Consider the following 16,106-nt stretch of genomic DNA (forward strand, 5'->3'; position numbering starts at 1 on the left):
CAGGAAAAAAGGAGTAAATGTCGAATAGCGTAAAATGTTACCGCTAAAGGCAAACCCTGCCGAAAGGAGGGGGCGCAAAGCCATGGGTCTAAGGCTTTTAAAGCTAAGATCGCCAGGCTGCCGGTATCTTAATGCGGCTATTATTTCCGGCGTTAAGATGGGGGCAGCCTTTGGTGATAGAGGATGCTCCTTATTTTTTTGTTCGCCGTGCCGTTTAGCTTCGCGCGTATCATCCTTTCCAGGAAGGGGTAAATTAATGAAAACAACTAGGGTGATATTGCCAGATGGACTGCCGGGATAAACTAATCAACCAGGAAGTAGTGGAAGCCCTCCTGGAGGATTACCTGCGCGAAAAGCCAATGCCGGCCATCTATAAAAAATACCTTTTAAGGTTAATCGAAGGCCAGGTAAACATAATGGTACACAACCTTTTACAACTGGTTGATGGCGGGGGCGTCAAGCAACCCGGTAGCGACGTTAAATTATCAAAGACCGGCGGGCAGAAAACTTGACAGGACCGGAGCTATCTGTTAATATATCGCTACGGAAAGCGTGGTAGTGCCTGTATAACGGGCGGAAGTAGCTCAGTGGTAGAGCATCGCCTTGCCAAGGCGAGGGTCGCGGGTTCAAATCCCGTCTTCCGCTCCATATTTTTGGCTTGGGGGGACCTCGGATTGGGTATTAACCTATCCGAGGTGTTATTCTACTAGCTTGATTTTTAGCATTGTGGCAGGAAAAGGTAGGCAGAACGGCGAAATAAAGTGCTGATAATATTTAAGCCAAGTGGATGTTCATAATGAATGGCGTCCAGTAGTGGGAGCAGGGAGGAGCAAGTAAGTAATGAAGGCTACCGTCGAGAAGCTAGATAAGCATCAAGTTCTTCTGGAAATCGAAGTTGAAGCGCCCAGGGTAGAGAAAGCCCTGGATCAAGCTTACCGCCGCCTGGTAAAGCAGGTTAACATTCCAGGTTTCAGGAAAGGCAAGGCGCCGCGCTTTATCCTGGAGCGCTATATCGGCAAAGAACCTATTTATAATGAGGCCGCGGAAATTGTTATCCCAAAGGCCTATGAAGAAGCGGTAACCGAACACCAGCTGGAACCTATAGATCACCCCGAAGTGGAACTGGTCAAGGTAGAAGAGGGCGAGCCTTTAGTTTTCAAGGCCAGGGTAGAAGTTAAACCGGAAGTCCTTCTCGGCAACTACAAGGGCCTGGAAGTGGAACGGCCGGAAGTAAAGGTTACCGAGGAAGATATCGATGCCTACCTGAAAAACTTGCAGGAGCGTTATGCTACCATTAAAAATATCGAAGAAGAACCGGCAGCGGCAGGGGATATTGTCGTCATTGATTTTAAAGGAACGGTAGATGGAGAGGCTTATCCGGGTTTGGAAGGGAATAATTATCCCCTGGAATTGGGGTCGGGTACCTTTGTTCCCGGCTTTGAGGAACAGCTGGTGGGGGCCCGTCTCAACGAGGAACGTACCGTTACCGTTTCCTTCCCTGCCGACTACTACCAGGAAGACCTGGCAGGCAAGGAAGCAGTCTTCCAGGTCACCATCCGGGGCATCAAACGGAAAGAGCTGGCCCCCCTGGACGATGAATTTGCCAAAGATGTCAGCGAGTGTGAAACCCTGGCCGAACTCCGCCAGGATATTCGTCGCCGGTTAGAAGAAAGACGGCGGCAGGAGATCGAGGCCGCCGTAAGGCAAGCGGTTGTGGAAAAGGCCACGGCGGCGGCTACGGTAGACTTGCCGGAAATCATGGTAAAACGGCGCATTGAGTCCCGGATTCGTGAATTGGAACGCAACCTGCATGCCAGGAAAATAACCCTGGAGGAGTTCTTAAACAGCAGTGGCAAGACTATGGATGACTTAGAGAAAGAATTCCGGCCGGGGGCGGAGAGGGATGTTAAGACCGAGTTAGTCCTGGAAGCAATTGCCAGAGCCGAAAATATTGCTGCTACGGAAGAAGAGGTTGAGGCGGAAATCGAGAAAATGGCCGGGATTTTCCGCCAGGATAAAGCTGAAGTAATGCAGAATCTGGGCGACTTGTCCTTGCTAAAATACGATATAATGATAAAAAAGGCCATTGATTTTCTGGTAGAGAACAGTGTGGCGGCACCTTCCCGGGAAGACGGCGAAGAGGTCCAAAAAGAAACAGGAGAAATCGCGGCAGCAGAAGGGTAAAATGGATTAGGAGATTATTTGGATGGAATTCTATTATGGAGGTGGGTAAGGAGTGTCAATCCTGGTACCGGTAGTAGTGGAGCAGACTAACAGGGGTGAACGGGCCTACGACATTTACTCCCGCTTGCTCAAAGACAGGATTATCTTCCTGGGAAGCGCCGTTGACGATCATGTGGCCAACCTGGTGATTGCCCAGATGCTTTTCCTGGAGGCAGAAGACCCTGATAAAGATATTCACCTGTATATCAACAGCCCCGGCGGCTCCATTTCGGCCGGCATGGCTATCTTTGATACCATGCAGTATATCCGGCCCGATGTTTCCACCATTTGTGTCGGCCTGGCTGCCAGCATGGGCGCCTTCCTCCTGGCTGCCGGTGCAAAGGGCAAGCGTTTTGCCCTGCCCCACAGCGAGATCATGATTCACCAGCCCATGGGGGGTACCCAGGGGCAGGCGGTGGATATCGAAATCCATGCCAGGCGTATCCTGGCCATCCGGGATACATTAAACCGTATTTTGAGCGATATTACCGGCAAGCCGGTAGAGCAGATCGCCAGGGACACCGACCGCGATCATTTTATGACCGCCCAGGAGGCGAAGGAGTACGGTTTAATTGATGAGGTGATCACCAAACGCGAGTTGCCCGGTAAATAGGGACAGCGAGGTGAACTTAAAACATGTATAAATATACAGACGATAAGGGCCAGCTGAAGTGTTCCTTCTGCGGTAAACTTCAGGATCAGGTTAAAAAACTGGTCGCCGGCCCCGGCGTCTATATCTGTGATGAGTGTATTGAACTGTGCAATGAGATAATCGAAGAAGAGCTGAGCGAGGATATGAACCTGGAAATGGGCGAACTGCCCAAGCCCAGAGAGATCCGGGAAATCCTCGACCAGTACGTCATCGGCCAGGATAAAGCCAAGAAAGCCCTGTCGGTAGCCGTTTACAACCACTACAAGCGCATCAACCTGGGCATGAAAATGGATGATGTAGAGCTCCAGAAGAGCAACATTATCATGCTCGGCCCTACTGGCAGCGGTAAAACCCTGCTGGCCCAGACCCTGGCCAGGATCCTGAATGTACCCTTTGCCATTGCCGATGCCACCTCCCTCACGGAAGCCGGTTATGTTGGCGAGGATGTGGAGAACATCCTCCTCAAGCTTATCCAGGCGGCCGACTATGATGTGGAGAAGGCGGAAAAGGGTATCGTCTATATCGATGAAATAGATAAAATCGCCCGCAAGTCGGAAAACCCGTCCATTACCAGGGACGTGTCGGGTGAAGGTGTCCAGCAGGCCCTCCTCAAAATCCTGGAAGGGACCATCGCCAGCGTTCCCCCCCAGGGAGGGCGCAAGCATCCCCACCAGGAGTTCATCCAGCTGGATACCACCAATATTCTCTTTATCTGCGGTGGTGCCTTCGACGGCCTGGATAAGATCATTAAAAACCGCATCTCCCAGAAGACCATGGGCTTTGGGGCCGAGATTCAAAGCAAAAAAGACGTGAAGGTAGGCGACGTCTTAAAGCAGGTTCAACCGGTGGATTTGTTGAAGTACGGTTTGATCCCCGAGTTTGTCGGGCGCCTGCCGGTTATCGTCACCCTGGATGCCCTGGATGAAGAAGCCCTGATCCGGGTCCTGACAGAACCCCGCAATGCCCTGGTCAAGCAATACCAGAAGCTGTTTGAAATAGACGGCGTCACCCTGGAATTTAAAGAAGACGCCCTGCGGGCTATTGCTAAAGAAGCCATGAAACGGGAAACCGGTGCCCGGGGCTTGCGGGCCATCCTGGAAGATATAATGCTCGACGTAATGTACGAAATACCATCGCGGAGCAACATCACCAAGTGCATCGTCACTAAAGAGGTGGTCCTGCGCAAGGAAGAGCCCCTGTTGTTGACGGTAGAAAGGAAGAAGAAAAAAGAAGAAACGGCCTGATGCAAAAAGGCGGTGGCGGCAAAGCCACCGCCTTTTTGGATAAAATCTTCCTTTCCGGATAAACTTTAGGTAATCGGTTTATCCGGAAAGGAGTAAAGAACAGTGTACCAATGGAATCAAGGCCTGGGAGGAATTCTGACCTTTATCCAGGTATTCTTTGCCGTGGTAATCGGTCTCTATTTCTGGAACCTTTTACGCAACCAGCAGGGCAACCGGGTGGCGGTGGAGAGGGAATCCCGTAAAGAACTGGAGAAACTCCAGCGGATGCGGGAAATCTCCCTGTCGGAGCCCCTGGCGGAAAAGACGCGTCCCACTACTTTTGAGGAAATAATCGGCCAGGAGGAGGGCCTTAAAGCTCTCCGGGCCGCCCTCTGTGGCCCCAACCCCCAGCACGTCATTATCTACGGCCCGCCGGGGGTAGGCAAGACTGCTGCCGCCCGTTTGGTCCTGGAAGAAGCCAAAAAAAACCCCCTTTCCCCCTTTCAAGAATCGGCCCGCTTTGTGGAAGTGGATGGGGCAACCTCACGTTTTGATGAGCGGGGCATCGCCGATCCCCTGATCGGTTCCGTCCATGATCCCATCTACCAGGGTGCCGGTCCCTTGGGCATCGCTGGTATTCCCCAGCCCAAACCCGGTGCCGTCACCCGCGCCCACGGCGGCATCCTGTTTATCGATGAAATCGGCGAATTGCATCCCATCCAGATTAACAAGCTCCTCAAGGTCCTGGAAGACCGGAAAGTGATCCTGGAGAGCGCGTATTACAGTTCTGAAGACAGCAACATCCCCAGTCATATCCATGACATCTTTAAAAACGGGCTGCCGGCTGATTTCCGCCTGGTTGGAGCGACGACCCGCCTGCCCCAGGAAATCCCGGCCGCCATCCGGTCGCGCTGTATGGAGGTTTTTTTCCGTCCTTTACTGGCGGAAGAAATCGGGACCATTGTCCGCAATGCCGTCAGGAAGATAAATCTATCCATTGCCCCGGCCGGCGTGGAAATAATTAAGCAGTATGCCACCAACGGCCGCGAAGCCGTCAACATGGTGCAGCTGGCGGCCGGCCTGGCCATTACGGAAAAGCGCCGGGAAATTACCCGCGAGGATGTGGAATGGGTAGTGACCAGTTGCCATTATACCCCCCGCCAGGACGGCCGGGTTCCCCAGGAACCCCAGGTAGGCGTGGTCAATGCCCTCGCCGTCTACGGGCCCAATATGGGCTTGCTGGTTGAGCTGGAAGCCTGTGTCAATTTCACCGGAAGCCATCGCGGCCAGGTTACCGTTACCGGCGTCATCGAGGAAGAGGAAAGCGGGAGTTTTGACGGCCGCCGGATGCGGCGGCGGAGTATGGCCCGCAATGCGGTGGATAATGTTTTGACCGTTCTGCGCAAAAATTTACCGGTAGACGTACGGGATTATGACATCCACATCAACTTTCCCGGGGGGGTTCCGGTAGACGGCCCTTCTGCCGGCGTGAGCATGCTAACGGCCCTTTATTCTGCCTTTACGGAAATACCGGTTAACAATCTGGTAGCCATGACCGGAGAGGTATCCATCCGGGGGATCGTCCGGCCGGTAGGGGGCGTGGTGGCCAAGGTAGAGGCGGCCCGCCTTGCCGGGGTGAAAAAAGTAATTATTCCAAGGGATAACTGGCAGGAGATCTTTCTTTCTTTTAACGACATCGAGGTAGTCCCCGTGCATACGGTCAATGAGGTCCTGGAACTGGCTTTAATGCCCCGGGCGAAGCCCGGCGGTAGCCGGGAAGATTACAAATGCCGTCCCCAGGTTTTAAGCGCGGCACCTGTACCATCCCGCCCTTTAAGCTGCTAAAGCTATTGCAATAAGACCGATAATGCCGTAGAATATACTAGAATAATTACCCGGACAGGATATAGTATATACAAGGGAGCACCTTGGAGGTGTAAAGTTTGAGCCGGATCCTTCCCCTGTTGCCCCTGCGTGGGGTTATTGTTTTTCCTTATACGGTAATCCACCTGGATGTCGGGCGGGAGCGTTCGGTCAGCGCCATTGAGGAGGCAATGCTTAAGGACCGGGTTATTTTCCTGGCCATGCAAAAGGAGGCCCAGGATGACGACCCCGGGGAAGATGACATATATAATACCGGGACGATAGCTGAGATCAAGCAGTTATTAAAACTACCCGGCGGCACCATCCGCATCCTGGTTGAGGGTATCAGGCGGGGAAATATCAAGGAATACCTGAGCCATGATCCCTTCCTTAAAGTCGTTGTCGAGGAAGCACCGGAGCCTGCTGAGACTTCCAGCGAGATCGAAGCCCTCATGCGCTGCCTGGTTGATGAATTTGAAACCTATGTGAAGATGTCCAAAAAAATCCCCCCGGAAACGGTGGTGGCCGTCGTCAGCCTTGACGAACCCGGGCGGCTGGCCGATGTGGTAGCCTCCCACCTTAACCTCAAACTGACGGATAAGCAGGCCGTCCTGGAAGCGGTGGATATCAAAGAACGCCTGAACCTCCTGTGCGAGATCCTGGCCAAAGAGAAGGAAATCCTGGAACTGGAACGCAAGATCAACTTGCGGGTCCGCAAGCAAATGGAAAAAACCCAGAAAGAATATTACCTGCGGGAGCAGATGAAAGCCATCCAGAAAGAGCTGGGCGAAAAAGATGAGCGGGCGGTCGAAGTCGAGGAACTGCGTCAGAAAATTGAAGCCGCCAGGCTGCCTAAAGAGGTGCGGGAGCGGGCCCTGAAGGAAGTAGAGCGCCTGGAAAAAATGCCGCCCATGGTCGCCGAAGCGACCGTAGTCCGCAACTACCTGGACTGGCTCCTGAGTTTACCGTGGAACAAGCAGACCCGGGACCGGCTGGATATAAAGGTGGCCGAACGCATCCTGGAGGAGGATCACTACGGCCTGCAGGAAGTCAAGGACCGTATCCTGGAATACCTGGCCATCCGCCAGCTGGCCAGGAAGATGAAGGGTCCCATCATCTGCTTTGTCGGACCGCCGGGAGTAGGCAAGACGTCCCTGGCGAAATCGATTGCCCGGGCCCTGCAACGCAAGTTCGTACGCATTTCATTAGGAGGGGTACGTGATGAGGCCGAAATCCGCGGCCACCGGCGCACCTATGTAGGCGCCCTGCCCGGCCGGATAATCCAGGGCATGAAACAGGCTGGGACCAGGAACCCTGTCTTCTTACTGGACGAAATCGACAAATTGAGCAGCGACTTTCGCGGCGACCCGGCTTCCGCCTTATTGGAAGTCCTGGACCCGGAACAAAACCACATGTTTAGCGATCATTTTATAGAAGCTCCCTTTGATCTATCCAGGGTAATGTTTATAACTACGGCCAACGTTGAATATTCTATCCCGCGGCCCCTTCTAGACCGCATGGAGGTCATCCGCATCCCGGGTTATACGGAAGAGGAAAAGGTTAAAATAGCTGCCCTGCACCTGGTGCCGAAGCAGATCAAAGAACACGGCCTGAAAAAAGAGCAACTGGAGATATCGGAAAATGCCCTCCGCCGTATCGTGCGGGAATATACCAGGGAAGCCGGGGTGCGTAACCTGGAACGGCAGATAGCCACCATCTGCCGCAAAACGGCCCGGGATATTGTCGGCGGCAAAGCGAAGGCGGTAAAAATTACCGCCGGAAACGTTGAGGAGTACCTGGGTATCCCCCGTTACCGGCATACAGAAGCTTTCCAGAATGAGATGGTAGGAGTGGCCAACGGCCTGGCCTGGACGGAGGTCGGGGGCGAGGTTCTCAACGTAGAAGTGTCCTTGATGAAAGGCAAGGGTAACCTTACCCTGACGGGGAAACTCGGGGACGTCATGAAAGAATCGGCTTACGCCGGTTTCAGCTATATTCGCTCCCGGGCCGAAGCCCTGGGGTTGGAAGCAGACTTCCATGAGAAACATGACCTGCATATCCATGTGCCCGAGGGGGCCATCCCCAAGGACGGGCCCTCTGCGGGAATCACCATGGCTACGGCCATGGCCTCAGCCCTCACCGGCGTACCGGTAAAGGGCAATCTTGCCATGACGGGTGAGATTACCCTTCGCGGCCGGGTTCTGCCGGTAGGCGGCATCAAGGAAAAGGTCCTTGCCGCCCACCGGGCGGGGCTGAAAAACATCATCCTTCCCCGGGAGAATGAAAAGAACCTGGAGGACATCCCGGCCAATATCCGCCGCAAGCTAAATTTCATCATGGTGGAGCATATGGATGAAGTCCTCAGGGAAGCCCTGGTGAGGAAGGAAGAATAACAGACAGTACTTGACAGCAAGAGCCAGAAATCGGTAAGATAATACCGTAGAGAGTGCCATTAAGGCTTATCTCCCCTCGTCCGTCCGGGCGGATGGGGGTTTTTTGTAGTGGGCTGGCTTTGTTTTCGCTCGGACCAAGTCGCTCGCTCAAAACAAAAGCCAGCCAGGGTAAGTAATGATTCCGAGGAGGCAAGCGTTTTGGCTGCGTTAGATAAGGTCTATAATCCTAAAGCCGTAGAAGAAAAATGGTATCAGTACTGGACGGAAAACGACTATTTCCGCGGTCCCCTGCCGGCGGCAGGGCAGAAACCCTTCAGCATAGTCATGCCCCCGCCCAACGTTACCGGGAGCCTGCACCTGGGCCATGCCCTGGATAATACCCTGCAGGATATCCTTACGCGCTGGCACCGCATGCGGGGTGATGCCACCCTCTGGGTGCCTGGTACCGATCATGCTGGTATAGCCACCCAGGCCCGGGTGGAAGAAGAGCTGGCCAGGGAAAACTTAAGCAAATACGACCTGGGCCGGGAAAAGTTCCTGGAACGCGTCTGGGCATGGAAGAACGAGTACGGCAACCGCATTACCAGGCAACTGCGCCTCCTGGGGACATCCTGCGACTGGAGCCGGGAGCGTTTTACCATGGACGAGGGTTGCTCCCGGGCCGTGCGCGAGGTCTTTGTGCGCCTCTATGAAAAGGGTCTTATCTACCGGGGCAGCTATATCATCAACTGGTGCCCCCGCTGCCAGACCACCATTTCCGATATCGAGGTAGAACATGAGGAAGAGGACGGCCGCCTCTGGTATATCCGCTATCCCTTTAAAGACGGCAGCGGCGGTATTACCGTGGCCACCACCCGACCGGAAACCATGCTGGGCGATACGGCCGTAGCCGTCAATCCGGAGGATGAGCGGTACCGGGGCTTAATCGGGAAAACCCTGGTTCTCCCCCTGGTCAACCGGGAAATCCCTCTCATTGCCGACAGCTATGTTGATCCCTCTTTCGGCACCGGGGCCGTCAAGATAACACCCGCCCATGATCCCAACGACTTTGAAGTGGCGGCCCGCCATGATCTTCCCGCCGTTACCGTCATCGGCAAGGACGCGGTAATGACGTCTGAGGCCGGCCCCTATGCAGGTATGGAACGTTACGCCTGCCGTGAGAAAATAGTCAACGACTTGAAAAATCAAGGCTTTCTGGTCAAGGAGGAAGCCTATAGCCATGCCGTGGGGCACTGTTACCGCTGCGGCACGATTATTGAACCCCTGGTTTCACCCCAGTGGTTCGTGCGCATGGCCCCCCTGGCGGCACCGGCCATCAGGGCGGCTAAAGAAGGCAGGGTCCGCTTTGTGCCGGAACGCTTCACGAAGATATACCTGAACTGGCTGGAGAATATTCGCGACTGGTGTATATCCCGCCAGCTGTGGTGGGGCCACCGTATCCCCGTCTGGTACTGCCAGCAGTGCGGGGAAGAGATCTGCACCGTAGAAGACCCGGTGGAATGCTCGGCCTGCGGCAGTACGGCCCTGGAACAGGACCCCGATGTCCTGGATACCTGGTTCAGTTCCGCCCTGTGGCCTTTTTCCACCCTGGGATGGCCGGAAGATACGCCGGAACTGCAAACCTTCTATCCTACTTCCGTCCTGGTGACAGGGCGGGACATCATCTTTTTCTGGGTCGCCAGGATGCTCTTTATGGGCCTGGCTTTCATGGGCGATGTACCCTTCCGGGAGGTGCTCATCCACGGCCTGGTTTTGGATGCCCAGGGGCGGAAAATGAGCAAATCCCTGGGAAACGGCATCGACCCCATGGAGGTTATCGAAAAATACGGTGCCGACTGCCTGCGCTTCATGCTGGTTACCGGCAACACGCCGGGGAACGACCTGCGATTTCATCCCGAACGCCTGGAGGGTACCCGCAATTTTACCAATAAAATCTGGAATGCGGCTCGCTTTGTCCTCCTGAATCTTGAGGATTACAAATCGGTTCCCGTCGAGCCGGGAGAGCTGGCCCTGCCCGACCGCTGGATTTTAAGTCGTTTGAACCGGCTGATTGGCGAGGTCACGGAAGGCCTGGAAGCCTATGAAATCGGCGAAGTAGCCCGGCGCCTGTATGACTTTTTCTGGGGCGAGTTTTGCGACTGGTATATCGAACTAATCAAACCCCGCCTGTACGGCAAGGATCAAAAAGCCCGGCAGGTGGCCCAGGGGGTCGTGGTAGAAGTCCTGGGTAAAAGCCTGCAGCTCCTCCATCCCTTCATGCCCTTTATTACCGAAGAAATATGGCAGCATTTGCCGGGAAAAAGGGAGAGCATTATGATCAGCCCCTGGCCCCGGGTCCTGCCGGGGCGGGATGACAGGGAAGCGGAGGAGGCCATGGAACTCATAATGGCCGTCATCAGGGCTGTCCGTAACCTGCGCAGCGAAATGAACGTGCCCCCGGGCCGGACGGCAGAGGTCATCCTCGTAGCAGGAGCAGATAAAGACCGGCAAATATTGCAACGGGCCTCCCTTTACCTGGAAGTCTTGGCGGCAGCCAGCCCGGTGCAGGTGAAGGCCGCTTTATCCCAGCCACCCACCCGGGCGGCTACGGCGGTCACCGGCGGCATCCAGGTATTCCTGCCCCTGGCCGGCCTGATTGACCTGGAGAAAGAACAGGCCCGCCTGGAGAAGGAACTTAAAAACACCCGGGACGAGCTGGAGAAAGTAGAAAAGAAGCTGGCCAGGGAAGATTTCCGCACCAAGGCCCCGGCAGCCATTGTGGCCAAGGAGGAAGACAAGGCGGTAGAATTAAAAAATAAGATTGCGGCTTTGAGCCAGCGCCTGGCCTTCCTTAAGGATTAGGAGGCGAAGGGGTGGATTACCAGGAAGCCCTGGATTTCTTAAGGGAACTGACAAAGTTCGGCTTTAACCTGGGCCTGGGGCGGATTCGCGAGCTTACCCGCCGCTGCGGCTCGCCCCAGGACCGGCTGCGTTTTATCCATATTGGCGGGACCAACGGCAAGGGTTCGGTAGCCGCTATGGTTGCCAGTATCCTGCAGGAGGCCGGCTACCGGGTAGGTCTTTTTACTTCACCCCACCTCCATTCCTATACCGAACGGATACGGGTTAACGGCATGCCCATTCCCGAGGAGCGACTGGCAGCCCTCCTTACATGGTTTAAGCCGGTTTTAGAGGCCATGGTGGCTTCGGGTTACGAACAACCGACGGAATTTGAGGTAAGTACGGCGGTAGCCCTGAAGTATTTTGCCGAAGAAGGTGTTGACCCGGCCGTCCTGGAAGTCGGTTTAGGAGGGGCTATCGATTCGACCAATGTTATACCTGCGGCCCTGGTAAGCTGTATCACCAATGTAGGTATGGATCATATGGAGTACCTGGGGAACAATATAGCTGAAATAGCCAGGGTCAAGGCCGGTATAATTAAAAAAGGCGGTACGGTGGTGACTGCCGCCCACCATCCTGCGGCCCTGGAAGAGATCACCCGTGCCTGCCGGGAAAAAGGCGCTACCCTTTACTGCGTAGGCCGGGAAGTCACCTGGCAGGAGCGGCGCGTATCCCTGGAGGGGGGCGAGTTTGATCTCGAAGGCCTGCTGCGGTCTTATACCGGCCTTAGAACTCCCCTGCTGGGCAGGCACCAGCTGGAAAATGCTGCCACCGCCGTTACCATCGTCGAAGCGGCCGTGCGCCACCACGGCCTTGCGGTTACGGAAGGCCATATCCGCCGCGGCCTGACCCGGGCATCATGGCCGGGGCGCCTGGAAATCATGCACCGGGAACCCATGGTAGTCATTGACGGCGCCCATAATGTTGACGGGGCCAGGACGCTCCGCCGGGCACTGGCAGAATTGTTTTCCTACCGGCGGCTGATCCTGGTACTCGGCATGCTGGCCGACAAAGAACGGGAAAAAGTAGTAGCCGAGCTGGCCCCGCTGGCGTCTGTGGTTATTATTTCCAGGCCCAACAATCACCGTGCCGGGAACTGGCAGTCCCTGGCAGACCTGGCGCGCCGGTATGGAGGACAAATAAAAATTATTGAAGATATCCCCGAAGCCGTGGCATGCGCTTTAAATATTGCCGGGCCGTCTGATCTCATCTGTGTAACAGGATCACTGTACATGGTGGCAGATGCGCGGGAATGGCTCAAGAAGCTTAAAAAAGAGGATTCTACCTGCCGGCAGCGAATATCTTTTGAAGGTTATTCGTACAAGGATACAAGGCCATAGCAAATATCAAGGAGGGCAGTTAAAGGTGAAGACTTTAAAAATACCCGAGGCTACCATTACCCGCCTTTCGGTTTATTCCCGTTACCTGGCCCATGTAGACAGGCGGGGTGTAACGACCATCTCTTCCGGGGAAATAGCCGACGGCGTCGGCGTCAGCCCGGCCCAGGTACGCAAGGACCTGGCGTATTTCGGTGAATTCGGCACCCGCGGTGTGGGGTATAATGTAAAAGACCTGTACTGGCATATCATTAAGATCCTGGGCCTCAACACCACCTGGTCGGTGGTAATTATCGGCGCCGGTAACCTGGGTACGGCCCTGTCTATGTATGGCGGCTTCCGGGAGCGCGGTTTTAAAGTGGTGGGAATATTTGATAATGACCCCCATAAAATCGGCTACCGGCTAAACGGGGTTGAAATATACCCCATGGAACGCCTTAAGGAAATTATCGAACGGGAGAAGGCTAATATTGCCATCATAGCCGTACCGGCAGACCATGCCCAGGACGTTGCCAATTTACTGGTGGAAACAAGCATTCAGGGGATATTAAACTTTGCCCCCCGGGCCCTTAATGTGCCCGACCATATTGAACTGCGGAATGTCGATCTTTCCGTAAACCTGGAACTTCTTACCTTCAACCTGGCCGTGCGCCGGAATATGAAGGGCGCGCGGTAAACCTGCCGTTTTATAAGGTTCAAGAGCCCCGGGCATGACGGTGAGGAGCGGTCGAGCCGTAGCCCGCACGCAAGGGAATACGCGATTGGAAAGACGGTGACGACTGCCCCCGGTTATCCCGGAGGATTGAAGGAAAAAAAGGAAGAACATCGAAGTGGAGAGATTGATACTGGCTTCTTCTTCGCCGCGCCGGCGCGAGCTCCTGCAGCGTATAGGGTTAAGCTTTGAAGTCTGCCCCAGCCGGGTGGACGAAAATTTCTTTAGAGACCTGCCGCCGGCGCAAAGGGTGGAGCGCCTGGCCCTGGCCAAGGCAAAGGCCGTGGCCAGTTTATTTAGAGAAGGCCTGGTAATCGGCGCCGATACCATTGTCGTCTGCCAGGGGCAGGTCCTGGGTAAACCGGCCTCGGCAGCAGAAGCAACGGCGATGCTGGCCTTTTTAAGCGGGCGTACCCATACCGTTTATACCGGGGTAGCGGTAGTACGCGCACCGGGCGGCGAGGAACGATTTACCCACGCCGGCACGGAAGTAACCTTTCGCCATCTAACACCGGCCGTCATTTCTGCTTACGTAGCTACAGGAGAACCTTTAGATAAAGCAGGAGCTTACGGGATCCAGGGACGCGGCGCCCTGCTGGTGGAAAGCATCAACGGTGACTATTTTAACGTCGTTGGCCTGCCCCTGGTGAAAGTAGCCGAACTGCTGGAAGAATTCGGTGTTGATGTGTGGGGAGGAGCCTCCCATGGAGATGAGTCGCCACCAGCGAGGACATGAAAATGACTGGCTGGCATTTGTCGGAAGCGAGCGACTTGGCCTGAGTGGCGAAGCGGCCTAAGCGAAGCTGAGGAGCGAGGCCGGATTCTAAAGGCAAGGATGCCGAATAGGCCGGGAACCCCGCCCGGGCCTGAGGCTGAGCCGTAGGCCGCTCCACAAGGGCCATGGAGCGAGCGAGACAATGCCAGCCTGCTATAGAGTTATTTTCGGAGGAGAGAGAATGACCGGGGAAGCAGCGAAAGGAACGACCATTAAAGGGATGCCGGCCGACTTGCGGCCCCGGGAAAGGCTGTTGAGTTCCGGTCCCCAGGCCCTGTCCAATGCCGAACTTCTGGCCATCCTCATCCGCACGGGCACCAGGACCGAGACGGCCATCGACGTGGCGCAACGCCTGCTTTCCCGGCCCGAAGGCCTCCAGTACCTGGCCGCTGCCTCCCTGGAAGAGTTGCAGAAAGAAAAAGGAATCGGGCTGGCCAAAGCAGCAGAGCTAAAAGCCGCCCTGGAACTGGGGCGGCGCCTGGCCGCCTTTAACCTTTCCCGGGCGGCGATTAAGAACCCGTGGGATGTAGCCGGCCTCCTCATGGAGGAAATGCGCTACCTCGACCGGGAAAATTTCCGTACCATATCCTTAAATACTAAAAATCAGGTCATCGGTATCGATAGTGTCTCTGTCGGGAGCCTCAATTCTTCTCCGGCCCACCCGCGGGAGGTGTTTAAAGATCCAATCAGGCGCAGCGCGGCTGCCATCATCCTGGTTCATAATCACCCCAGCGGCGATCCTACCCCCAGCCAGGACGACCTGGCGGTTACCCGGCGCCTGGTGGAAGCCGGCCAGATCTTAGGTATTGAAGTGCTGGATCATTTAATTATCGGCGACGGTCGCTTTACCAGCTTTAAGGAGCGAAATCTTTTATAATGTAAAGCCTGCAAACTAATATTACATGATACTGGCAACTGGCAGGTGGGACTTCTATTTATAACCTGTTGCCCCTGCCTTTATCATGTACTATAATGGGTGCGAGTTAAAAGGAAGGAGCTAATGGCATGCTTTTTGCCCGGGATCTCGGGATTGACCTGGGTACGGCCAACACCCTGGTTCATGTCCGTAACAAGGGCATTGTCCTGCGAGAACCCTCGGTGGTCGCCATCCAGAGGGGAACGGGGAATGTCCTGGCCGTTGGCGAAGAAGCCAAGCGGATGATTGGCCGCACTCCTGGTAATATTGTTGCCATCCGCCCTTTAAAGGATGGCGTCATTGCCGATTTTGATGTTACCCAGAGTATGCTGCGGTATTTTATTGAAAAGTCCATTTCCAAGGGATTTCTGGTACGGCCGCGGGTAGTGGTAGGCGTTCCTTCCGGGGTTACGGCCGTGGAAGCGCGGGCCGTCCGGGAAGCGGCCTTCCAGGCGGGAGCCAAGGAAGCCTATCTCATTGAGGAACCCATGGCGGCGGCCATCGGTGCCGGGTTACCGGTTTATGAGCCGACAGGCAACATGATTGTTGATATCGGCGGCGGTACCACCGAAGTGGCCGTTATTTCCCTGGGAGGTATTGTCACCAGCCGCTCCATTCGCATCGGCGGCGATGAAATGGATGAGGCCATTACCCAGTATATTAAACGCACCTACAACCTGATGATTGGTGAACGGACGGCGGAAGAAATCAAGATTGAACTGGGAGCGGCCTTTTTCGACGATACGGAAGAGGATAAGGAACGCAGACAACGCACCTATGCCGTCCGCGGCCGGGATCTGGTAACCGGCCTGCCCAAGACAGTTGAGATTACGGCAACTGAAGTCCAGGAAGCCCTGGCGGAACCGGTGGCCGCCATCCTGGAAGCCATTAAGGTCTGCCTGGAGAGGACGCCGCCCGAGCTGGCTGCCGACCTTATGGACCGGGGCATCGTCCTGGCCGGGGGTGGATCCCTGCTCTGGGGCCTGGACCGCCTGGTGAGCCAGGAAACGGGCATGCCTGTGAATATGGCGGAAGATCCCCTGACGGCCGTGGCCGTAGGTACGGGTAAGGTCCTGGAAAATATTGAAGTTCTGAAACGAGTGCTCTTGCCGTCACAGCGCGTAGGTTAAGG

Annotated in this window: 12 protein-coding genes, 1 tRNA gene and 1 riboswitch; all 13 genes read left to right on the top strand. The window is 55.3% G+C overall.

Translation table 11 applies throughout. The features are described from left to right. Window positions 1-38: 38 nt before the first annotated feature. A riboswitch (cyclic di-GMP riboswitch) is annotated at window positions 39-125 on the top strand. Between the two features lie 159 nt (window positions 126-284). The 13 genes from NWF31_RS13075 (at window position 285) to NWF31_RS13135 (ending at window position 16,104) form a co-directional block, all read left to right on the top strand. Further along, window positions 285-512, top strand: a complete 228-nt coding sequence (locus tag NWF31_RS13075; RefSeq protein ID WP_258360954.1) for a hypothetical protein — start codon at window positions 285-287, stop codon at window positions 510-512. A gap of 61 nt (window positions 513-573) precedes the next feature. Then, window positions 574-648 (top strand) — tRNA-Gly (locus tag NWF31_RS13080). 192 nt (window positions 649-840) lie between these two features. Then, entirely contained in the window at window positions 841-2,184 is a 1,344-nt protein-coding gene (gene tig / locus NWF31_RS13085; RefSeq protein WP_258360955.1) for a trigger factor, read from the top strand. A gap of 52 nt (window positions 2,185-2,236) precedes the next feature. Further along, window positions 2,237-2,836, top strand: coding sequence for an ATP-dependent Clp endopeptidase proteolytic subunit ClpP (clpP, locus tag NWF31_RS13090; RefSeq protein ID WP_422880286.1), 600 nt, complete (start codon window positions 2,237-2,239; stop codon window positions 2,834-2,836). 23 nt (window positions 2,837-2,859) lie between these two features. Then, on the top strand, window positions 2,860-4,119 hold the full coding sequence (gene clpX / locus NWF31_RS13095; RefSeq protein ID WP_258360956.1) for an ATP-dependent Clp protease ATP-binding subunit ClpX: 1,260 nt from the start codon (window positions 2,860-2,862) through the stop codon (window positions 4,117-4,119). A 102-nt stretch (window positions 4,120-4,221) separates the two neighbouring features. After that, window positions 4,222-5,943: an ATP-dependent protease LonB gene (gene lonB / locus NWF31_RS13100; protein WP_258360957.1), complete on the top strand. Its 1,722-nt coding sequence runs from the start codon at window positions 4,222-4,224 to the stop codon at window positions 5,941-5,943. 98 nt (window positions 5,944-6,041) lie between these two features. Next, entirely contained in the window at window positions 6,042-8,354 is a 2,313-nt protein-coding gene (lon, locus tag NWF31_RS13105; protein WP_258360958.1) for an endopeptidase La, read from the top strand. Between the two features lie 198 nt (window positions 8,355-8,552). Beyond that, window positions 8,553-11,195: a valine--tRNA ligase gene (locus tag NWF31_RS13110; protein ID WP_258360959.1), complete on the top strand. Its 2,643-nt coding sequence runs from the start codon at window positions 8,553-8,555 to the stop codon at window positions 11,193-11,195. Window positions 11,196-11,206: 11 nt separating this feature from the next. Further along, window positions 11,207-12,574, top strand: coding sequence for a bifunctional folylpolyglutamate synthase/dihydrofolate synthase (locus NWF31_RS13115; RefSeq protein ID WP_258360960.1), 1,368 nt, complete (start codon window positions 11,207-11,209; stop codon window positions 12,572-12,574). Further along, entirely contained in the window at window positions 12,561-13,247 is a 687-nt protein-coding gene (locus NWF31_RS13120; RefSeq protein ID WP_422880287.1) for a redox-sensing transcriptional repressor Rex, read from the top strand. The genes NWF31_RS13115 and NWF31_RS13120 overlap by 14 nt, the downstream gene beginning before the upstream one ends. A gap of 154 nt (window positions 13,248-13,401) precedes the next feature. Then, entirely contained in the window at window positions 13,402-14,019 is a 618-nt protein-coding gene (locus NWF31_RS13125; RefSeq protein ID WP_258360962.1) for a Maf family protein, read from the top strand. Window positions 14,020-14,239: 220 nt separating this feature from the next. Beyond that, window positions 14,240-14,935, top strand: coding sequence for a RadC family protein (radC, locus tag NWF31_RS13130; RefSeq protein WP_258360963.1), 696 nt, complete (start codon window positions 14,240-14,242; stop codon window positions 14,933-14,935). A gap of 128 nt (window positions 14,936-15,063) precedes the next feature. Further along, complete coding sequence (locus NWF31_RS13135; protein ID WP_258360964.1) at window positions 15,064-16,104, top strand: rod shape-determining protein; 1,041 nt, start codon at window positions 15,064-15,066, stop codon at window positions 16,102-16,104. Window positions 16,105-16,106 lie beyond the last annotated feature (2 nt).

The organism is Neomoorella sulfitireducens (assembly GCF_024733845.1).
In the GTDB taxonomy this organism is placed as follows: domain Bacteria; phylum Bacillota; class DSM-521; order Neomoorellales; family Neomoorellaceae; genus Neomoorella; species Neomoorella sulfitireducens.